This is a genomic window from Ignavibacteriota bacterium, assembly GCA_013285405.1.
Taxonomy (GTDB): Bacteria; Bacteroidota; Ignavibacteria; order Ignavibacteriales; family Ignavibacteriaceae; genus IGN2.
Genome location: CP053446.1, coordinates 340,072 through 361,619 on the forward strand (window position 1 = coordinate 340,072; position 21,548 = coordinate 361,619).

The following is a 21,548-nucleotide window of genomic DNA, read 5'->3' on the forward strand; positions in this document are numbered from 1 at the left end:
AAATTAAGTTTTAATCGGTACTTTAATTCTGAATTCTGTTCCTGAAGAAGAAGATGATAATAATTTTATTTCCCCGTTTGTATTGTCCATAAATCGTTTGATAAGTTTTAAACCAAGTCCAAGCCCTTTTTCCTTTGTCGTAAAATTTGCATCAAAAATTTTATTCTGATTCTCAGGTGCAACACCTTTGCCGTTATCTAAAACATCAATATTCGCAAAACCATTCTCGCAAATAACTCTGATTGTAATTGAACTTGCTTTAGCCTGAATGGAGTTTCGAATAAGATTTATGAACATTCGCCGCATCTGCGAAATATCCGACTCAACAATTACTTTCTCACTATCAGTTACAAAATTTATATCTGCATCATCGTCCCCGAATAAATGTACCGTATCACTGATTACAGAGACTATATCGAATACTTCAAATTTAAGACTTGGCATTTTAGCAAAGGATGAAAATTCTGAAGCTATCAAACTTAAATTGTCAATTTGATTCAGAATTGCCTGAGAAAGTTTACTAAGAATTTCATTGAATTCTGATTTCTTGTCATTATATGCAGCAACAATCTGTTGAACTGATAACTTCATTGGTGTAAGTGGATTTTTAATTTCATGAGCAACTTGTTTAGCCATTTCTTTCCATGCATTTTCTCTTTCAAGTTCAGCAATTTCATACTGATTTTTCTGCAGCTCATTTGTCATTGAATTAAAACCATCGAGTAATTCTTTCAACTCACCTTTTTCCTTATTTGCTAATTGAACGCTTAAATCTCCCTGAGCTACAGCATTGGTTGCACGAGTAAGCTGTCTGATAGGTGAAGATATTTGATTTGCAAAAAGTGTACTCAATAGAGTAATTATTATCACAGCGAATGAATATACACCAAATAGAAATACATCAGCATCTACAGGTGAATAAAAGAGCGTGATTTTATTAAATGCATCATTGACTCCAAGAATGAAAGCCTGACCGGCGAAATCAATTTTTTTGTAGTATGCATCATAGACGTAATTATTAATTGATTCTTTAGTAAGAGTTTCGCGATAGCTGAGATAATTCAGATTGTAGTAAACATCAGAATTTAATTTCCCGGGTATTAGCTGATTTTTGTAATACTCACTTCTTGAACTAAAAATTATTTCTGAATTTTGATAAATAGTAAATACAATTCCTAATTCTTTTCCTGCATTCTCAAAAGCTGTTTGAAAATCGCGGTCAGGATGTTTTTGAATTTGCGCCCGTATATGATTTTCAAGATACTCAGATCTTTTGCTGAGCTCGCTGAAAATTGCAGATTTGGTTCTTTCGCGGACTACTTCACGGTTATAAACTGCCAATGCAATAATCGGGATAATTGATATAAGTAAGAATGCAGCCAGAAGTTTTGTTCTAAAAGAATATTTTAATTTAATGACTCTGAAAAAAATAAAGAAGATAACGAGAATAAGAATAAAGATTGAGTGAACGATAAATATTTTAAAAAAGTTGTAAAGGCTCCAGGCAACTTCCATTTCTTTTATCGAAACAACTATTGTCCTGACTGTATGATCTTTGTTTGTTTTAAGGACATAAGTTATATAATCCTCACCGTTAAATGAGAGGCTTGTCCAGCCGTCCCCATCAGGCGATAATTTAGTCTGCATTAGTTTTTCACGTTGTTCTTTTGATGGAAATACATTCCCTTTTACACTTAGCAATTTTCCGTCTGAATACTCAAATATTTTTATCAGATCCAAATCTACAACTGATCCAATCGCTGCTTTGTTTGACTCCAGAAAATCGGGAAAATCAGAAGCACCGAGATTCTCAATGCTAAACTTTGCTGCAACACCCAGATAACCATCTACAATATTATTATGTACTATCGGCACAATACCTGCATAACCAATACCATAATTTAACTTCGATTCAATTTCGCTTATATGAATCTCTGAATCACTTGTGTTATTCAATAGCTTTTTATAGTCAACTGTTACATCAAAACCAACATTAAACTCACCATTTGGTTTAAGATTTCTATCAAATATCACAAGTTCCGAACTGAGTGACTCTCTTTGAAGAGGACTTTTACTCCACGCTATAAAAGCTTCAGAATCAAAGTTTGAATTCAATTTATATAGAGATGAAATTAACTTTTCGTTTTGTTCGGAATTCCTCAGAGTTTCTTCAACGAGATAAGAAAGTAATTCTTCATTTGCTCTATTCACTTCATTCGCAATTACTTTCAGTGATCTTCTCTCAAGCTCGAGGTTAAAATAATTTAACATTGAGATAACAATAACCGAAGCAGCAAGAGAAGAATATATAACATTTATTGAAGTTCTTTTTTCTCTGAATATTAAGTTAGCAACTACTAATAATACAAGAGATAAAAATGCAAGCCACATTAATGGAGTAACAAGCGGTTCAGGTTGTCTTAGAAAGAAGATATAGCAGGAAATCTGTATTAGAATAATCAGAATAATAAATTTGGGAAATGAAGTTTCTTTTTTAAGAAGTTTTATAAATTTACCTGTCACAAGAATAAAAGAAATAACCACAAATACAACTGCCAACCCAAGTAAAAGTATATTTAAATTCATAAACAATGCTGGTAAGCTTGGTATCAGATCTGGCTCTTTAAAGTATCTGATGGTCGAGTCGAATACAACACTCTTTACTGATGCAGCAAGTCCTCGTAACGAGTAAAATGTCAGAATAACAATTACTGGTGATAATATAAATTTGAATATAGTAAACCGATTGCTGTTACTTTCAGAATAATATTCTGATATATACTTAAAAAGCTTAAAGCCAATAATCAGTAAAAAAATATTTGTTACAAAGAACTCAATAGGTGTTTTGACTATTCCCCATGCAAACATTGAGGAGAAGTAGGATGGATCTACAAGTGCACCGTTAAGAAATTTTGATGGGAAACCTGACCAGTAGAGAATTAATCTGATAGCTGCTAAGTAAATTATTAATGCAATAAGTCTTACCGATTTCCATTTTATACTTTGAAAATCAGCTTTTATACCAAGTGTGAGAAAAATTAATCCAATGACTAATAAAAAAATCTGGATCCGTGTTGCGATCTCCTGAATTTCTGTAATTTCAAAATTAAGCGATGGTTTGAAAAAACTAACGAGTCCAATTTTACTTTTTTGTGAATTAAGCAGAATTACTGAATGCTTTCTTCCATCTTTTGGTGGTTGAGAAAAAGGATCATAATATACACTAAACTGTGTGTTATACCTTTCAGATAATTCCTCGCTAAAACTTATTTGCTTATAAAATTTATTTTGTAATGAATATAAATTTTCAATCGGTTTACTCAGTAAAAGGTAGAATCTGTCGCTGTGTATAATCAGCGTATCTATCAAAGTCAGATAGGTAACGAGTGGTGAGTTGAAAAAGTAAACTTCATTTACAGGATATACAAATGGAAAAACTTCTTCCTGCCTGATTGCACTAATGTTGTTCCAGGCAATAATTTTACCATTCGGAGCAACAATCTCAATTGAGTAAGATTTAAACTCAGATTTATTTATCAAAGAAATTAATTTGCCGTATTCGTACTTTTCTGCAAATAATGTCTGATAGAGTTCATCTTTCAATAACTTTTTAGTTGAAAATAAATCTGATTCTTTTTCAGCGAATAATTCGTTGATACCCTTTTCTATGTGAGAAACTTTCTCAACTAACTGAGTATCCCAATAAGATTTTTCATCATTGATAAGTATTGGTGTAATGATTCCTGTGCCAATTATCAAAACAAAAACAAAAAAGACGATAGTAAAATATTTTCTATCGCCTTTGAAATAGGATAATATTTGTTTCTTCATTAGTTAATTGATAGTTGCGTTATATACCACCTGCTGCCCGATTTATTAAGAGTAATATATAAATGTGCTGATTCTCGTCTTCCTTTTTTCTCATACTGGTAGTCACCTTTTCCAAATGAAACTGTGCCTTCAGTTTTACTTTCTTCCAGTTTAAAAGATACTACACGATATTCATTGAAGAATTTTTCCAGAATATAAAAAGCCTGATTTGAAGAATAGTATCCATTTACTCCATTGATTAAACTAATATATGGCTGAGGTGAAAAATACTGAGAGAATTTTTTCACATCACTATTTAAAATTCCGGATTCAATTTCGCTAAATATTTTGGATTGAATTTTAATTTTATCTCCGGTTGATAAATTCTGCTTGAAGATTTCATCCTGTGCGGCTGAATAGTTGAAAGTCAGTAGAACGATTGAGGTTAGTATATTAAAAAATAAAGTCTTCATTTATCCGAAATTTAATTAATTCATGTTCATAAATCTATAAAACAAAATGGGGCCGAAGCCCCATAATTAATCTATCTGCTTCTTTTAGTTTCGAGTGGCTTTCGCTGACCAAAAGCAGGTTTTAACTGTCTTTCGCCTTCAGCTAATTGATACGCCCAATCAAATACAACTCTGTCGTTTGTGATATTTGATATCCGGATCTTTGCATAATGATTATCCCAAGTCCAGAATACATAAGTATGACCAACTATTGCAACAGCATCTTTAGTAGCTGACCAGCCAGAGGTTGGTGCAAAAGGAATATCATATATATCGTTCGTCGGACCCATATCCTGAATATCAGTATCATCCCAAACATCTAAGTAGAATGTGCCCTGATAATTCTCAAAGAAAAAATCAACATCAAGACTATCATAAGCTACGACGGATTCAAGAGTAAATGAATAGCCAGAGTTATTCGGAAATCTGCGAAAGTCAAATATAGCCTGGTTAAATCCTTCAGGTCTTGCTGTTGCGTAAATTACATCCTTACTTAAATCACTTTCATTGCCGTTGTAGTCATAAGCTGTTACGGCATAATAGTATTTAACACCATTAACAGCTTCGTCATCAATAAAAAAATTATATGCTGATGAACCAATAATGTAGTATTTACCATTGTAAGAGTCACTATAATATACATTATATCCGGCAAGATCCGGCTCTCTGTTTTCGAACCACGTCAGGTCTATTCTGTTATTACCTATAAATACATTAATTCCCGTTGGTGGTGTTGGTGGAAGATTATCCACAATGTATTCGGGTTCATTTACCTCACATCCTGTTAAATAAACCAGTAATAATAATGCTGCGAAAAGTTTAATCGTATTTTTCATTTGGTCACCTCTTTTGTTTTGAATATTGAGGAATCCAATTGAAATGCCACTTAAAAACAGATTAAAATACAATAAATGAGATTAAATTGAACTTATCTTGTACAGAATTGTGGACAACAGCTTAAAGAATAATATGCAGCCTAAAGTTGGATCACTTGATTTTCAAAAAACATTTTCTTCTTATTAATAGCTGCGACTGCTTTTCCTGTTAATAGTTTTTTATCGAATGGAGAGTTTTTAGATTTACTTTTGAATTTCATTATATCAACCGTCCACACAAAATTCGGATCAATAATGGTGAAGTTCGCTATTTCACCTGTTTGAAATTTTGGTAATGGCAGATTTAAAATTTTTCGCGGATTAATGGCGAGTTTTTTTATCAAGTCATCAATGCTTAGTTTGTTTTTATGGACCAGTTCAGAAAGAGCAAGACCAACAGTTGTTTCAAAACCGACTATTCCGTTTGGTGCAAATTGAAATTCAGATTCTTTTTCTTCAAGTGAATGTGGTGCATGATCAGAAGCAATACAATCGATTGTCCCGTCCTTTAGTCCCTTAATAATCGCATCAAGATCATCCCGGGTTCTTAACGGAGGATTCATTTTAAAATTAGTATCATACGTTTTCAATGCATCATCAGTTAGAGTAAAGTGATGCGGTGTAACTTCCGCGGTTACCTTTATCCCTCTCTTTTTTGCTTCACGAACGAGATTGACAGAATTTTTTGTACTTATATGTGCTATGTGTATTCTTCCGCCTGTGTATTCAGCCATCAGAATATCACGGCTTACAATTATATCTTCAGCAACAGATGGTATAGCAGGCAACCCAAGCAAAGTCGAATTAATTCCTTCATTCATTGAGCCATCTGCGAGTGATTCGTCTTCACAATGTTCAATTATTGGTGCATCATACATACTGGCATATTCAAAAGCTCTCCTCAATACAGAGGAAGTTTTAATTGCAATGCCATCATCCGAAAAAGCAACAGCACCTGCTTCAACTAGTTCTGCCATCGGTGAAATTATTTCGCCTTTACGACCAATGCTTGCGGCAGCAACGGGATACACTTCAACCAGATGGTCAAAAGCTTTTTCTTTAATAAATTTTACTACTTCCGCAGTATCAATCGCAGGTTCGGTGTTAGGCATACAGGCAACTCCTGTAAATCCTCCTGCTGCTGCACTATTACATCCGGTAACAACTGTTTCTTCATCTTCTCGACCGGGTTCTCTCAGATGTACGTGCATATCAAAAAATCCAGGGACAAGAATTTTTTCGGAAAAATTAAACTCCTTTGCACCAGATTTTTCTTCATTACTTAACTGACCGATCTTCGAAATAATTCCTGAGTCAAGTAAAACCGAAACCCCTTTTAAATTTAGATTTTCTTCGGGATGGATTATATCAACATTTGTTAAAATAATTTTCATATATTTTTTTTAGTTTAGAGTTCCAAGTAAATATAATACTGCCATCCTGATAGCAACACCATTTGTGACCTGATAGAGAATTATCTGGTTCGATCCATCAGCAACTTCAGAAGAAAGTTCAACACCTCTGTTAATAGGTCCGGGATGTAGTATCAGAATTTCTTTTCCATTTTTATCCAATCTTTCCTGAGTTATACCAAAATATTTAGCGTATTCCCTGATTGATGGAAAATATTCTCTGGCTTTTCTCTCCAATTGAATTCTGAGAACATTGAGCACATCATTTTCCTGAATTGCCTCATCAATATTATGAATAACTTCAACTCCAAGTTCCTCAATATTTCTTGGGATCATTGTTGATGGACCGCAAACAGAAACTTTAGCACCCATAGTTTTCAATCCATGAATATTAGAAAGTGCGACACGACTATGTGAAATATCTCCCACAATACATATCTTCAGACCATCTAAACGACCGAGCTTTTGTCTAATTGAATACATATCAAGAAGTGCCTGTGTCGGATGTTCATGGGTTCCATCTCCGGCATTGATAATATTTGAACTCGAGATTTTTGTAAGATAAAGTGGAGTGCCCGCAGCCGCGTGTCTGACAACGACCATATCTACTTTCATTGCTTCAATATTCTTTATTGTATCTTTGAAAGTTTCACCTTTGCTTACGCTGCTTCCTGAAACTGAAAAGTTTATTGCGTCAGCAGATAATCTTTTCTCAGCAAGTTCAAATGAGATTCTTGTTCTTGTAGAACTCTCATAGAATAAATTAACAATAGTTTTTCCCTGAAGAGTCGGAACTTTCTTAATTGGTCTTTCAAGAATTTCTCTGAATGTATGTGCTGTATCAAGAATAGTTTGAATATCTTCTTTTGGAACTCCCTGCAATCCAAGTAAATGTTTGCTTGATAAAGGCATAATCAATCATCCTTCCTGTCAACTTCAATGAGGTAGATAGCATCTTCTTCATCAACCTCCGTCATTCGTACTTTTATTTCTTCATTCATCGAAGTAGGAATATTTTTACCAACATAATCTGCTCTAATCGGAAGTTCACGATGTCCTCTGTCAACAAGTATGCAAAGTTGAATTGATGCAGGTCGCCCAAGATCCATAATTGCATTCATAGCTGAGCGAACTGTTCTGCCTGTGTAGAGTACATCGTCAACAAGAATAATATGCTTTTCATTTATGTCGAATGTAATATCCGAAACTGAAACTTCCGGTTGTTTAATTCTCATGCGGAAATCATCCCGGTAAAGTGTTACATCGAGGACTCCAAGTGGAAGATCAGCGTTATCAATCTCTTTTAACTTTTTGTGAATTCTCCTAGCAATAAACTCACCGCGAGTACGCATACCCATTAAGACAAGATCATGAGAACCTTTATTTTTTTCTAGTATTTCGTGAGTGATTCGGGTAAGAATTCGATCCAGACCATCGCTGTCAGCAACTTTGGTTTTGATTTTCATATAAAAAAACCTCCTGCGTTTCTTCTCGTGGAGGTAGTATAAGTTTCTTGTTTCATTTCCTTCTCCATCTCTCGGATAGAATTAAAGGTTAGTAAATAATTTTTTCGGAACAAAATTACAAAAAATTGGAAGGATAAAAAATACTTTGTTGTTAAATGTTTTATCAAAAAGAAAAAGGGATCATATTTCAGATCCCTTTTCCAATTCGTGGATTCTGTAAATCCTAAATTATTTAACGTGGAATTCCACTCTTCTGTTGTAGAATCTGCTTTCAGGATCTGATTCTTTAAATAACAATTGGCTCTTTCCTTTACCTGAAGTAGTTAATCTGCTAGCATCAACGCCTTTAGCTATGAGATATTTCTTAACAGCATCAGCTCTCCTCAGAGAAAGTTCGTCGTTATACTTATCAGAGCCGATCTGATCTGTATGTCCCTGAATTTCAACGCTAACATCCGGATGCGAGAGTAGAATAGAGGCAGCATTATCAAGAATTGCATAAGATTCTGGTCTTAATGTTGCTTTGTTGAAATCGAAGTTCACACCAACCAGCACCCATTTGTCTTCCATTTTAGCAGGACCCATACATCTCTTAATAATTTCGCATATACGGTCATAATCAACTTCGGTTGGAGTTGTTTGATATCTTCTAACAATATCTTCAATTTTATTATAATCAACTTCGCCCAAACCAGAGTAAATCTGGCAGTACTTTGAAGGTTCACCCTTGCTGAAGTAATACAGTAATCCAAGGTCAGCATGAATCCAACTGTCGTTTGAATTACCACCGAAGAAGCTACCACCAAAGAAACCGTCAGAACTGCCATCTCTGGTATCTCTTCCATCGATTTTACTATTACCCATTGTATGGTAAGTACCTTCACCGCGTAATCTCCAATCTTCACCAAGTCTTATTTCAATACCAGCACCCAAATTAAATTGTGCTCCGGTGTTGGATTCTTCGTCTAATTCGCTTGTAACAAATCCACCTTCACCGTCAGCCCATCTTGCATTTTCAGGTTTGTTATAATTTACACCGATACCTGTAACCAAAAACAATGACCATGGTTCACAAGGATTAAAGTAATATAATAAATCAAGATCGCCTGAGATCATGTTGTTAGTTACATATTCGCCATTATTTGCAGCATAGTTTTCATAATACTGAGCTGCAACATGGTTATAAGAAGCTTTTAATCTTGAGGCAACATGTTCTGACCAGTTTCTTTGGATCAGAATATGACCTCCATAAAATTCGCTTGTATTCAGAGATGCACCGTTAATTCCCACATACATCGGATAAGTAAATCCAAATCCGAATGCCCATGCATCTGATGCAACATATCTGTCCTGTGCATATGAATTACCCATTAAGAGCAAAACTGCAAAAACAGAAAGAATTCTGAATAATTTTTTCATATTGATACCCTCTTAGATTGTGATAGATGTTTTCTTATTATTTTCATATAAAAGTGCCATTAAATAACAGTTGCAAAAATATTATAAAAATCAAACAAAAACAATAATCGTGCGATATAACTTATTTGTTATTAAACAGTTAGCTTTACAAAAATCTTTCCAAGAAAAATGATTGAGTTTAGCGTATTAAATAAGAATAACTTATCTTTTCAGAGTAAAAATTGCAATGTTGTAAAATCTTTTTCGGGGTGTAGCGCAGCCCGGCTAGCGCGCTTCGTTCGGGACGAAGAGGTCGGGGGTTCGAATCCCCCCACCCCGACCACTCGATAAATTCAAATCTATTATTAAAATCCTACTCCCGCACCAAAACTTACAAAAGGATCACCTGAATCGTATGGTGAATTCTCATCGTTAATCACATCAAACAGAACTTCAACAAAAAGCCAGACGTTGGGTCCAATATTCTGACTGTATCCACCACCAAGCAACAAATATGGCACCCAGAAACGTTCTGTATCATAACTATTATTTAGTAAATTGAAAGAACTGACGTTCTCGTAACTCCAGTAAGCAAATTCAGCATGTGCGTAAATCTGAGGAATGATGCGATATCTTGAAAATATGCTGCCACCATAATTGCTTGTCGTAAGTGCCGGAGCTGGTTCATATCTATCATCACTTATATATGCATATCCTATCTTACCTCCGATTGACAGCTTGGGCGTCACTTTATACGCAACTAACGGATAAACACCAAGATAGAAGTAATCATTCCAGAAATTAAAACCAATATTACCTCCGTAGTACCATCTGCTCTCAGATACTGGAGGTTGAATAGCTTGACTGCAGCTTGCAGCCTCCTCTGCCAGTGTTTTGTCAATGGCAAGCAGTGAAGACAACATAAAACTTACTAAAACCAGAGAACCGATTAAAGTTTTCATTACCTCTCCTTAATTAAATATTTAATTTCCAGGATTAAAATTAAACTATGCTGATTAAGAAACAATAGTTGACCTTATTGATTGAGTAGTATCAAATAAGCTCAACCTTTTAGTTTTCGGAGCTAAAAGATTAATTTTGAGCATTATTTAATTTTATTTATCAACTCTAAATCTAACCTGGAGAAAAATTATGGGAATCAACTTAAAGAATAAAAGCTTTTTAAAATTACTCGACTTCAATCCGAAAGAAATTCGCTACCTTCTTGATCTTTCAAAAAAATTAAAAGCTGAGAAGCAAAAAGGTGTTGAAAAGAAAAAACTAAAGGGAAAAAATATCGCACTAATTTTTGAAAAAACTTCTACGAGAACACGTTGTGCATTCGAGGTCGCATCATTTGATCAGGGTGCAAATGTAACTTACATCGGTCCAACCGGATCTCAAATAGGACACAAAGAAACGATGAAGGATACAGCGAGAGTGTTAGGAAGAATGTACGACGGAATTGAGTATCGTGGATTTGGACAATCAATCGTAGAAGAACTTGCCGAGTTTTCAGAAGTTCCCGTGTGGAATGGATTAACTGATGAATTTCACCCGACTCAGGTGCTCGCAGATTTATTAACAATGGAAGAACACTCAAAGAAAAAGTTAAATAAACTTTCTTTTTGCTTTCTGGGCGATGCTAGAAATAATATGGGTAACTCACTGATGGTCGGCGGAGTGAAAATGGGAATGGATGTACGGTTATGTGCACCAAAAGAAAACTGGCCTGAAGAAGAACTTGTTAAAAAATGTAAAGCGATTGCAAAAGAGACTGGTGCAAAAATTACATTAACGGAAAAAGTTGAAGAAGGTGTAAATGGTGTAGATTTTCTTTATACAGATGTATGGCTTTCACTTGGCGAACCAGCAGAAAAATGGGAAGAAAGAATTAAACTTATGAAACCATACCAGGTGAACATGAACGTAATAAATCTAACGCATAATCCGAAAGTAAAATTCCTTCACTGCTTACCTGCGTTTCATAACAAGGATACGAAAGTTGGAAAAGAAATTTTTAATAAATATGAACTTGATGGAATGGAAGTTTCTGAAGAAGTTTTCGAGTCAAAGCACTCAATAGTTTTTGATCAGGCTGAGAACAGATTACATACTATCAAAGCGGTGATGGTTGCAACACTCGGCAAGTAAGTTTTCTATTAAATTTTATGCTGGATTTACATTTTCAACAATTTCGATTTGAAAATCCAGCAATTTCTTTAAAGCATAAAACGGTGCCCGGGAACAGAGTTCATAGAACTGGAATATGGCTTCCTGAAGAATATTTAATTCTTCCTGATTATAATTTTGTCCGTCAAAGTAAGACCATTCTTTTTCAAGATACTTGGTAAATTTTTCTTTTTGTTCTAAAGTTAGAATTGACTGATAATTTGCGGCGTCAAGTAGTTTTTTCATCCTTTCACGAAAAATTCTTTCTTTGTGGTGCATATCTTCAAGCTTAATCCTAATTTGATTAAATGAATGAATTCGATAAATAAACTGCATCGAATTTATCAGGTCAAGGTATACTTGCAGGTTTGATTTATCTTCATTTACAAAATAAAAATATGTTTCATAATAGTTTACAAGCTCCGAATTCCTTCCGACCAGCTTACTAAGATTAAAGAAGAATTTAAAGATTTTAATGTCTAGCTCACTCACAAGTTTGTGTAAAGTTTCGTGCTGCTTTATTAGTTTATCGAGCAGTTGGCTGCTCTCTTTCGTGTTATATTTTATTCCGTCATATTCAAAACTTTCGATCTTCCACTCACCTTTTGAAATACTCTCAATTGTCTTTAAATCATAATCGAGACCATTGAACTGATAAATAAGATTAACATTTGCGTCGGAGTAAACTTCGCTGAAATGATTAAAAATATCTGTATCCACTTTCTCAATTACTGATTCAATTTCGAAGCTTGATATACCCCGATTATCATAAAAATAATTGTACATCTTGTTAAATGAATGATTTTCCAGTTCACCAGAATATTTCAATATAAATTCTTCAATTGATAGGTTAGTTGGAGATTCAGAAAATTGCCAGTTTCTAAAAAGCTTATTAGTTACTTCTTTTTGGATATTTTCCTTATTGATAAAAAAGTTCCAGGCTGAATCATTACAAATTATTGAATCAACATTTAGCTCTTCAAGTTTTTTGACCCGGTCATTCACCGAAGGATGCGATGCCCATTGATTTTCTATTATCAATTTTGATCTGTTAAAGCGGGCAATTGTCTCCTTTCTAATTTGCGGTAATCCGTTTCTAAACTGAACACCATATCTCTCAGCAATCTGATTTATTACAAATGAGTGCTGCGGATAAAGATTATCTGCTTTAATATTTTCTGAAATATGATTATAGTAAAACTGCCAGAGATAATTGAAGGAATCCCCGGCTAATCCTGTACGCAGCAAGGCTGACACTGCAGGAATGGAGCCAGAAACTTTTGCTGACACTTCGTCAGCGTGGAATTCCATCTCTCTTGAAAGCGACATATAGCTTTTGGACACAACTTCATAAGCCTTTCTCAAAATCCATCTGATTGCTCTGGAATAATAAATTACAATCCAATAGAAACGGCCTATCACTAAAAATTTATGTAAAAGAGTTTGATAAAATTCCTCATCAATAAGCATTTTGTAGATTATCTGGTTCTCGATATATACGTAACTGTAAACATTCAGACTTTTCTGTGTGAAATGTCCAAACTCGTGAGCAAGGATTGCTTTGAGCTCACTTTCATTCATAGAGTTCACAAGTCCCAACCCTATCATTAAATTTTCTTTACTTGGAAAAAATAAGTTTCGAAAGTTTGAATCGTAGAAGACCATTGCTTCAACACCCGAACCTAAATAAACTTTTTGTGGAAAATTAGTTTCTATTTCTTTTGAGATGGATTCAATAATCTCAAATAATTTGGGCTGTTCATCCTTAAATATCTCTACCCATCCTGATCTATCTACAGTAAACTTTCTGAAAAAGAACATCATGATGAATACTAAAAGAATAATCGCTACAAAAACTATTAAGAGGAATAAAATAATAATATAAATACTTGAACGATTATGTTCTACAAACTGTAACAGTAAAATGGACGAGTAAAAAATTGCGGCTACTAGTGTGAAAGAGAGAATAAGCGTGAACAGATAAACGATAATAAAAAATATTATCGCAAATATTGTTCGTATAGCACGGCTTCTGTATTTAGTTGAAAATTCAAATTTATTCTGCATTTAGTCAGACATAAATATTGTTAAATAATTTGACCTGAAACTAATTCAATTTTGAGTCAAGCTTGTAAATAATTTGTAAAAAATATGTCATACAGTTTCTACTATTCTGAACCATAAGTAATATCATTTGGGATGTTCAACTGAACCCTGATAAAACACCACGCAATCTTTTCCTGTAACATCATCGACCAGGTTTGTTACCGGGGCGAGTACTGTACCGACTACTTTAACTTTACCGAGTTGAGGTGAGTCAAGGTTTCCGTACACATTCTGGCTGAAAATGCTGCATCCACTTTTATTTAATAGTGCTATTACCAGATCAAGTTTATTATCCGCAAACCCTATTGATCCTGTTAATGCTATACGATTTTTGGTTGTAGAAAATGCAGCATCAATAATTTTAAATGTTCCATTTTTAATAGTCCAATTGGAAACAAGTTTTTGAATCAAAGTATATTTCCCTGAATTGAATACAAAAATTCTGGCAAAATCTGTTCCTTTTGTTACTGCTATTCCAACAGGTCCGGCAAGCAGAACAGCACCAAGATCAACAAGATTAAATGATTGACTGCGCTTGAATTTATCTATAATCTCTTCAGCATCAAGACCATTGAGAATAATCTGCTCACCGGAGAGATTAATTGTTCCATCAATATTGTCAATTATTTTATTCCACTCAGTACCAGATGATGTAAGGTTCAACGATAGGTTTACTGGACCTTTGAAAACTGAGTCCTCATTAAATACTGCCAGTAATTTTTCAGCTTTGAATCGTACATTATTTAAACTTAATTGATAAGCAGGTTTGATTGCAAATGGAGTCATTTTCAATAATGAACTTCCTTGAGCATTTTCTCCGAAGAGACGAACGACATCTGATTTAATTTCATAACTTCCATTATTAACATTTATTGACAAATCTATATCATTAAAGTTGAAAGATTTTGATTGGATATGTTCAGTTTGTAATTCACCTGAAGCGAACATAGTTGCAAAAGGATTGGGATTTGTTCTCTCATCGAAATAAATATTATTCAAATAGAAATTAAAATTCTTTGCTCTGATTGTATCCTTTGAGAATTTGTAAAGAAAATTTGAATTCTTAAACTTTAATTGCTTGAGAATCAATGAATCAGTTGGGAATTGGACTTCTGTAAAAAAAGATCCTGAAAGTTTTCCATCCAATGTTTCAGGAACAGAATCACCTTTCGTGTATAATAATTCCGAAGGATAGATATCATTGCAATCAGCATTGGCTTTTATATAAAATGGTTGAAACTTTGAAGTGTTATATTCACCAGTAAAATTAAATTTACCGCTCAGAAAATTCGTCTTGAAATCACTGAACTTCAGATTAAAACCCAGGATATTTTCACTGATTTTAAATAACCCGGAATTGATTTTTATTCGTGGGAGGAAATCTTCTGCTGTTGCATCAATTTTTTTGATGTCAAATTCAATCTCGGGGAATGATTTAAACTTAGTAGCTTTTAATGTTGTGGTTTTTGCCACTATATCAACTTCAGCATCAAGTATTCGGTGATTAAAATCTCTTTTAATTGATGGATCAAAAAACAGGAAGTTTGGCAAATCAAAGACTTTGGACTTGATGCGGATGTCTGCAATAATTTCTTCTTCATTCTTAAATAATATTGCCATTGCATTTTTTATATGTCCCTTAATCAGGAAATCAGTGTCTTCCGAAATAACACTAAGATCATCGAAGAAAATATCATCATTTTCTCTTCTTATAACTCCATCAACTTTATCAAACTTAATTTTGCCGGGAATTGTAATTGAAAAATCTGAGAAAGATATTTTAGCTTTATTCATTTCACTCAAATATTTTTTTTCATCAACTAAATATTTTCCAATCAACCTATCTGTTATTTCTAATTTACCTTTCAAATCTGATATCGTTCCCAGTTTAAAGACTTTCTCAAGTCCGGTAACATCAGCGGAAAGCAACACATTCACGTTTATTTGAGGTTGTGTGAAATTATTGATTGAGCCAGATAATTTCACGAAGCCATCATATAAATCAGCGTATAAAGTGTCAATAAATAGTTCTGCATCAGACCAATCATCGCTTTCTCCTGATTTAAAATTTCCTGCAAGATTTAAATTCTTGATTGGTCTGCTTGTAAGTGGATTAGTTAAGTAAACTTTGTTCAATCCAAATGCAATCTCAATTGACGGAAATTCAACAAATGTTTTCCCTTTAATATTGGCATTCAAATACATTTCACCCGATTTTAAATTCTTCAATCCATCGTCATTGAGAAATAATGAGAACAAACTAAAATCTCTATCAGAACCGATTACGGACAAATCTAAATAACCTTGATTTTTGGAATCAAAGAATCCACTAAATTGAAATTGAGTTTTGTCTATTATTAAAGTTCCATCACCAAGCCTGAAAAAAATTGAATCGGAATTGATTTGCAATTTTGAGTTAAGTTCAATTTGAGTATCGGTAATTAACGAAGTGCCATTTTTAATTATTGAATCAATTTCGCAATCAAGTTTAAAGGATGAGTTAATCACTTTGTTTTGATAAGTTAGGCTGGATTGCAGTTCGTTTACTTTAAGTTGTATTTTGTTTTTTTTGAATTGGTTTTCCGCTGTTATTAAAATATCTGTCAGTTCAAAATTATCAAATTGGAAAGCAAATTCTGTCTCTGTTTTAGTTTGAATCTTTTGGGTAACTGTATCAACAGGTTCTCTTTTTTGTTGAACTATTTCCTTTTTTGATTCTTCACCTAATGCATTTTTAAGATTTATCTGACTATCAGGATAGACTATGATATTTATATTTCCATTTGACAAATCAATAGCTGATGCGTTTATTTTTGAAGAAAGCAGATCAATTATGTTTATTGAAATATAAACTTCACTTATTTCAAAAACGGGGAGTTTATCGGCATTCAGTGCAGAATCTTTACTTTCGATCAATGAAAAATTTTTTAGTATTAACGAAGCATTTGGGAAATACCTGAAGGGAGTAAACGCAATATCATCAAAAGAAATCTTTCCGCTGATCTTCTGATTTACATTTAACAAAATTGTTTTACTTAAATCGTTTTTGTAGACCAGGAATAGAACAGAAAGCAGCAGAAAATAAAAAATTACAATTCCAGCAAGTGAAAAAAATGAAAATATGATTATTCTGAAGAGAGACTTTTGATTTTTTAATATCGGGTTTTTCAAATTGAACAATAGTTATTGACTTCAGATTATTATTAGGAAAAATCAACTATAATTTTTTTTACAATTAAAACGCCTGATTTATATCAAAATAAATTCCATTGCTTCCCTTGCCAAATCCAACATCCATTCTGATTTCAACTTTTTCCAGTTCATCAAACCTGAACCTGATTCCAAATCCGTATGTAGGTTTCACATTTGATATTGTAATTCTCTTCAGTGAAGGCGCAACATCGCCAAAGCCGGCAAATAAAATTAATCCAAAACGCCAAACCAGCTCAGGCATTCGATATTCAGACTGAACTACGTAATAAGTTTTATCCCGATATCTACCCATAATTGTTCCTCTCATCAGCCTGCTTCCGCCGAGTAACCCAAGATCGTAAAACGGTGGAGTGCCGCTTTCATTCAATAAATAAGCTTGTAATGCAACTACGTGACTGAATATTGGATTCCAGTAATGTCTCAGGTCAAGAACTGATTTGTTGTAATTAAAATCACTGCCAATAAATTCAAAAAAATTAGAAGTGTAAGCTTCATAATAACCACCACGGGATGGGAAAAAATTATTATCTCTCGTATCCCAGGAAACAGCGAACCCCAAACCCGAAGTCAGTCCTCCTTCTTTTCCAATAATTGTTGAATCATTTTCCAGATACGGATTTCCTTTTGTATCAACTACGGACATATTCCTGATTTCATAATTAATTCCAATGTTCAGACGATCATCAAATAGTTTTGGCTGGAGCTTAATCTGAGCCTGGAAATTGTCCTGAAGATATTTATCATTCTCTATTTCCACACTCTGGTTTCCAATTCCATAATAACGATCGAAATAAGAAGAATAATTTAACTTAGACCAAATTTTTAATTTATCTTCAAAAAGAAATAGTTCAGGTATAATGGTGACGTCATATTGTCCATTAACAGTGTAATAAAATGATGGCGTAATGCTGGATGATTTTGCTTTTGGGTTTTCATACAACTTAAAGTAAACAATTCCACCACCACCGAATGCAAGACTGGTTTCAGGTGAATAGAATATGTAAGGATAAGCAAGCCAATCAACTCCACGAATAGCAATCGTATCTGGTTTGTGAGTTAAAGAGGAATCAGACTGAATTGATTGTGGAAAGGTTAGCTGTAAGCATACATAGATGAAAATTGCAATATGATTTATCTGCTTCATAATCCAATGTTATAAAAGAAGTATCCAGATTTATAAAAGATTTTATTCGGTTTGCCAAAACTAATTACTAAAATTCAGCAGCTAATGCAAACATAAAAAAGTCGTCATCAGTAAACACGTTAAAAAAGTAACCAGTACATTCAAAGTTTTTATAAGAACCTCCTAACAGCACACCTCGTTCTATATCAAGTTTTGTTTGGTATAATCCTGTCCGTTGACCACTTAATCCGAACCATAACCAATCTAAAGGTGAATATGTCAGGTCAGTCCAGTTATAAAAAAAATTATTTTCCTTTGACTCAAAGTCAAATAAATATTCCGATTCACTGTAAAGCTCAAATCCGCTCAGACCAAAAGAAAATTCTAATCCGGGAGCAATTCCATTTGTTCTGCCAACAGCAGCCCCAATAATTGGTGTTATAAAATATTCAAATTCATCTCTTCCAAAAAAGTTATATCCGACCCAACCGGAAAAAGTTTTTAGATCTTCATAATTATACCGTGCTTCAAGATGTAGATTTTCTTTATTTGCAATGAAGATTGGAAGAAAGTTAAAAGGATCGGTAAAGTAAAAATCTGCTTCGGCACTAAACTTCCACTCAGTTACCGCATTTGTATCTTCTTCCTGAGAATACACGAATGGAACGAAGAAAATGATCAGATATAAAGCAGGCAACTTAAAAATCATTTTCATCCACCAAGTGCAATTGTCAACCCGACTAAAATAACTCCGAGCAAAAGAATACCTATTCCGGACACAGCGGGTCGAAAGCCAGCATATTTGCCAACTGAAAATCCACAAGCAAACAGAATCAGCAAGGCGATTGCATTTGAAAGTCGAAGTGCTAAAGCAGTGTTTGAAATAAATATAAATGGAAGCGCAACAGGAAAAGTACAGGTAAATACTAACAGAAAAATCAGGAAAGCACTTCTTAAATCAGACCAATTAATTAGTTTAGTTTTTGGAATATCTTCAAGCGTCACTAATCTTTCCTGAAGCTGATCAACTTCCTCTGATTTTAATATTGCAGATATTACAGGTGGCAATTCATCGGTAAGCAGCTTTCTTCCTTCAGTTTTATCATTTGATGTTTTTAGTTTTTTTAAAATTGAATGAGCGTGTCCTTTTTCAAAGAGCCTGCTCATCAGATAAAATGCTGCATCAATAATACCCCAGGCCAGATTACATCCCAAAGCAGCCCAAAGCAAATCTTTAATTTGTGCTTTACCATCGGCAACAACACTAATTGAACCGGTGAATGACAGAACCATTATTAATCCAAAGAGAATTTCAGAAATCCTGCTGATCGGATCTAAAGCGCTTCCTGCTTCGCTTTGAATTTTCTGCCAAAGATTTTTTTCTGACATCTGAGTCTTTCTTATACAGAGTCAGGTATAAAGAAAAACATTAAAGCGATTATTAAATAAATTGCAATTAACTGAACACCTTTAAACCAGTTGGCTCTGCCATCACCCGAAATCAGTGATCCAATAATTACCGCAAAAAATAAAGCTCCCATTTGAGTTTTTGGAAATGATAAATGCAACGGATAAGGTCCCAGCACAATGCTGAGCAACACAAGTACCGGTGCAATAAATAATGCGATTTGAATGCAGCTTCCCATCAGAATACCGACACTTAAATCCATTTTATTTTTCTGCGCTACAGTAATGGCTGATAAACTTTCGGCTGCACCACCGACGACTGCCAAAAATACAATTCCTATAAAAGTTGCTGACATACCAAGTGCGTCACCTGTTCCCTCAGCAGCTCCGACAAGAATTTCACTCATAAATGCGGCTGCAACGGATGCAATTATCAGCGATATAATAGAGCGACTTTTTGACCAGCGATCTTCGTGGTGTTTGTCTTCTTCATCTTTTATGCTTTTAAAAAATTCCGGGTGTGTTTTTATCATGAAGAAAAGATAAAGTGCATAGCCCAATAAGAGGACGATTGCTAAACCAATATTGAGCATATTTCCCTGTCTTAAAACATCCTGAGAACCAAAAAGAGTATTGAATGAACTTGGAACTGTCAAGCTGATTACAGCCATGAACATCATTGATGCATAAACACGGGCACTCACCTGATTATATTCCTGGATATGGTATTTCGTTCCTCCGATAAAAAATGAGAGACCTAATGCAAGTAAAAGGTTTGCAAGGATAGCTCCAACAATAGAAGCTAATACCATGGTATAAAGACCGGCTTTCAAAGCTACAACCGCTATAATTAACTCAGGAAAATTACCAAATGTTGCATTCAGTAATCCACCAATTGCATCACCTGTATAAGTGGCTAATTGTTCAGTTGAGTGAACAATCAATTTTGCAATCGGAATTATGGATAATGCGGCAGAGAAAAAAATCATCGGAGCTGATGCTTCTGATTGCTCAAGAGCAATAGAGATTGGTATGAATATTAAGAGCCAGTTTGGACCGGGTTTAAAAAATTTTTTCACTTGGTTTTACTCTTAGCTTAATTATAGAATATTTGAGTTTAATTATTCCTGGTTAAGCAAATTTTTTGCTTCAGCCAGTTCGATTAATTTATTTTCGCCGACTTCGGGATATTCTAATTCCAGAGATGCAAGTGCATCAATTACTGCAGCCGCAACTACTAAACGGGTAAACCACTTATTATCTGCTGGTACAACAAACCAAGGTGAATCTTTTGTGGATGTATTTCGAATCATATCTTCGTAAGCTTTCATGTATTCGTCCCAATGTCCCCGCTCTTTAGCATCTGCTGAGGAGAATTTCCAGTTCTTTTCAGGATTATCAATTCGTTCGAGAAATCTTTTTTTCTGTTCTCCTCTGGAAACGTGAAGGAAAAACTTTCTGACAATCGTTCCATTCCTGGTTAAATATTTTTCGAAGTTACGGATATCCTGAAATCGTTCATCCCAAATGTGTTTGGTCACTAATTTTTCCGGTAGTTTCTGCTTTGCAAGGATTTCTTCATGAACTCTTACAACCAATGTTTCTTCATAATAGCTCCTGTTGAAAATTCCGATTCTGCCTCTTTCAGGCAAACATTTGATGCATCTCCATAAATAATCATGATCAAGATCTTCGCTGGTAGGTGCTTTGAAAGAATAAACCTGGCAGCCTTGTGGATTTATTCCTGACTTAACATGTTTTATTGCCCCATCTTTTCCAGCAGCATCCATTGCTTGAAAAATTAAAAGGACGGACCATTTATCCTGAGCATAAAGTTTGTCCTGAAGTTCGGCAAGTAATTCGATTCCATTTTTTAGAGCTTCCTGAGCTTTAGGTTTATCTTCAGATTTAAGTCCAAGTGTATCTTCCGGATCAATATGTTTAAGACGAAAATCTTTCCCGTCAGTAATCCTAAAAGGTTTGGAAAATTTTTTCGTTCGTTTAATAAACTCTTTTTTCTTCATTTGTCATCTCATATTAAAATTGCAATCAGG

At 34.2% G+C, this 21,548-nt stretch carries 16 protein-coding genes and 1 tRNA gene; 2 read left to right on the forward strand and 15 right to left on the reverse strand.

Features of this window, described 5'->3' with window-relative positions; translation table 11 throughout:
* Positions 1-3 precede the first annotated feature (3 nt).
* The 7 genes from HND39_01525 to HND39_01555 all read right to left on the reverse strand — a co-directional run bounded on the left by HND39_01525 (position 4) and on the right by HND39_01555 (position 9,494).
* Complete coding sequence (locus HND39_01525; GenBank protein QKJ95047.1) at positions 4-3,831, reverse strand: HAMP domain-containing protein; 3,828 nt, start codon at positions 3,829-3,831, stop codon at positions 4-6.
* The gene (locus HND39_01530) at positions 3,831-4,283 is read right to left on the reverse strand and encodes a DUF4783 domain-containing protein (protein QKJ95048.1); all 453 of its coding nucleotides are present in this window, start codon (positions 4,281-4,283) and stop codon (positions 3,831-3,833) included. The genes HND39_01525 and HND39_01530 overlap by 1 nt, the downstream gene beginning before the upstream one ends.
* Before the next feature lie 71 nt (positions 4,284-4,354).
* Positions 4,355-5,158, reverse strand: a complete 804-nt coding sequence (locus HND39_01535) for a hypothetical protein (protein QKJ95049.1) — start codon at positions 5,156-5,158, stop codon at positions 4,355-4,357.
* Between the two features lie 140 nt (positions 5,159-5,298).
* The gene (locus HND39_01540) at positions 5,299-6,591 is read right to left on the reverse strand and encodes a dihydroorotase (protein ID QKJ95050.1); all 1,293 of its coding nucleotides are present in this window, start codon (positions 6,589-6,591) and stop codon (positions 5,299-5,301) included.
* A 9-nt stretch (positions 6,592-6,600) separates the two neighbouring features.
* Complete coding sequence (locus HND39_01545) at positions 6,601-7,524, reverse strand: aspartate carbamoyltransferase catalytic subunit (GenBank protein QKJ97843.1); 924 nt, start codon at positions 7,522-7,524, stop codon at positions 6,601-6,603.
* Positions 7,524-8,075, reverse strand: a complete 552-nt coding sequence (gene pyrR / locus HND39_01550; GenBank protein QKJ95051.1) for a bifunctional pyr operon transcriptional regulator/uracil phosphoribosyltransferase PyrR — start codon at positions 8,073-8,075, stop codon at positions 7,524-7,526. The genes HND39_01545 and pyrR overlap by 1 nt, the downstream gene beginning before the upstream one ends.
* 228 nt (positions 8,076-8,303) lie before the next feature.
* A complete protein-coding gene (locus HND39_01555; GenBank protein QKJ95052.1) occupies positions 8,304-9,494 on the reverse strand; it encodes an OmpA family protein in 1,191 nt (396 codons plus the stop codon).
* A 244-nt stretch (positions 9,495-9,738) separates the two neighbouring features.
* On the opposite strand from HND39_01555, the gene HND39_01560 reads away from it, so the two are divergent.
* Positions 9,739-9,816, forward strand: a tRNA-Pro gene (locus tag HND39_01560).
* A 22-nt stretch (positions 9,817-9,838) separates the two neighbouring features.
* On the opposite strand, the gene HND39_01565 is transcribed toward HND39_01560, so the two are convergent.
* A complete protein-coding gene (locus HND39_01565) occupies positions 9,839-10,435 on the reverse strand; it encodes a hypothetical protein (protein ID QKJ95053.1) in 597 nt (198 codons plus the stop codon).
* A 190-nt stretch (positions 10,436-10,625) separates the two neighbouring features.
* On the opposite strand from HND39_01565, the gene argF reads away from it, so the two are divergent.
* Complete coding sequence (gene argF, locus HND39_01570; protein ID QKJ95054.1) at positions 10,626-11,627, forward strand: ornithine carbamoyltransferase; 1,002 nt, start codon at positions 10,626-10,628, stop codon at positions 11,625-11,627.
* Between the two features lie 15 nt (positions 11,628-11,642).
* Here argF and HND39_01575 read toward each other — a convergent pair whose 3' ends face one another.
* The 7 genes from HND39_01575 to HND39_01605 form a co-directional block, all read right to left on the reverse strand.
* Positions 11,643-13,712 (reverse strand): M48 family metalloprotease, encoded by a 2,070-nt coding sequence (locus HND39_01575; GenBank protein ID QKJ95055.1) that lies wholly within the window; start codon positions 13,710-13,712, stop codon positions 11,643-11,645.
* Between the two features lie 123 nt (positions 13,713-13,835).
* Complete coding sequence (locus tag HND39_01580; protein QKJ95056.1) at positions 13,836-16,775, reverse strand: hypothetical protein; 2,940 nt, start codon at positions 16,773-16,775, stop codon at positions 13,836-13,838.
* A 211-nt stretch (positions 16,776-16,986) separates the two neighbouring features.
* Positions 16,987-18,108: a BamA/TamA family outer membrane protein gene (locus HND39_01585; GenBank protein ID QKJ95057.1), complete on the reverse strand. Its 1,122-nt coding sequence runs from the start codon at positions 18,106-18,108 to the stop codon at positions 16,987-16,989.
* A 67-nt stretch (positions 18,109-18,175) separates the two neighbouring features.
* Positions 18,176-18,796: a hypothetical protein gene (locus HND39_01590; protein ID QKJ95058.1), complete on the reverse strand. Its 621-nt coding sequence runs from the start codon at positions 18,794-18,796 to the stop codon at positions 18,176-18,178.
* A 2-nt stretch (positions 18,797-18,798) separates the two neighbouring features.
* On the reverse strand, positions 18,799-19,476 hold the full coding sequence (locus HND39_01595) for a hypothetical protein (GenBank protein ID QKJ95059.1): 678 nt from the start codon (positions 19,474-19,476) through the stop codon (positions 18,799-18,801).
* Positions 19,477-19,487: 11 nt separating this feature from the next.
* Complete coding sequence (gene cax, locus HND39_01600; protein ID QKJ95060.1) at positions 19,488-20,573, reverse strand: calcium/proton exchanger; 1,086 nt, start codon at positions 20,571-20,573, stop codon at positions 19,488-19,490.
* Positions 20,574-20,615: 42 nt separating this feature from the next.
* The gene (locus HND39_01605) at positions 20,616-21,518 is read right to left on the reverse strand and encodes a polyphosphate kinase 2 family protein (protein ID QKJ95061.1); all 903 of its coding nucleotides are present in this window, start codon (positions 21,516-21,518) and stop codon (positions 20,616-20,618) included.
* Positions 21,519-21,548: the final 30 nt, after the last annotated feature.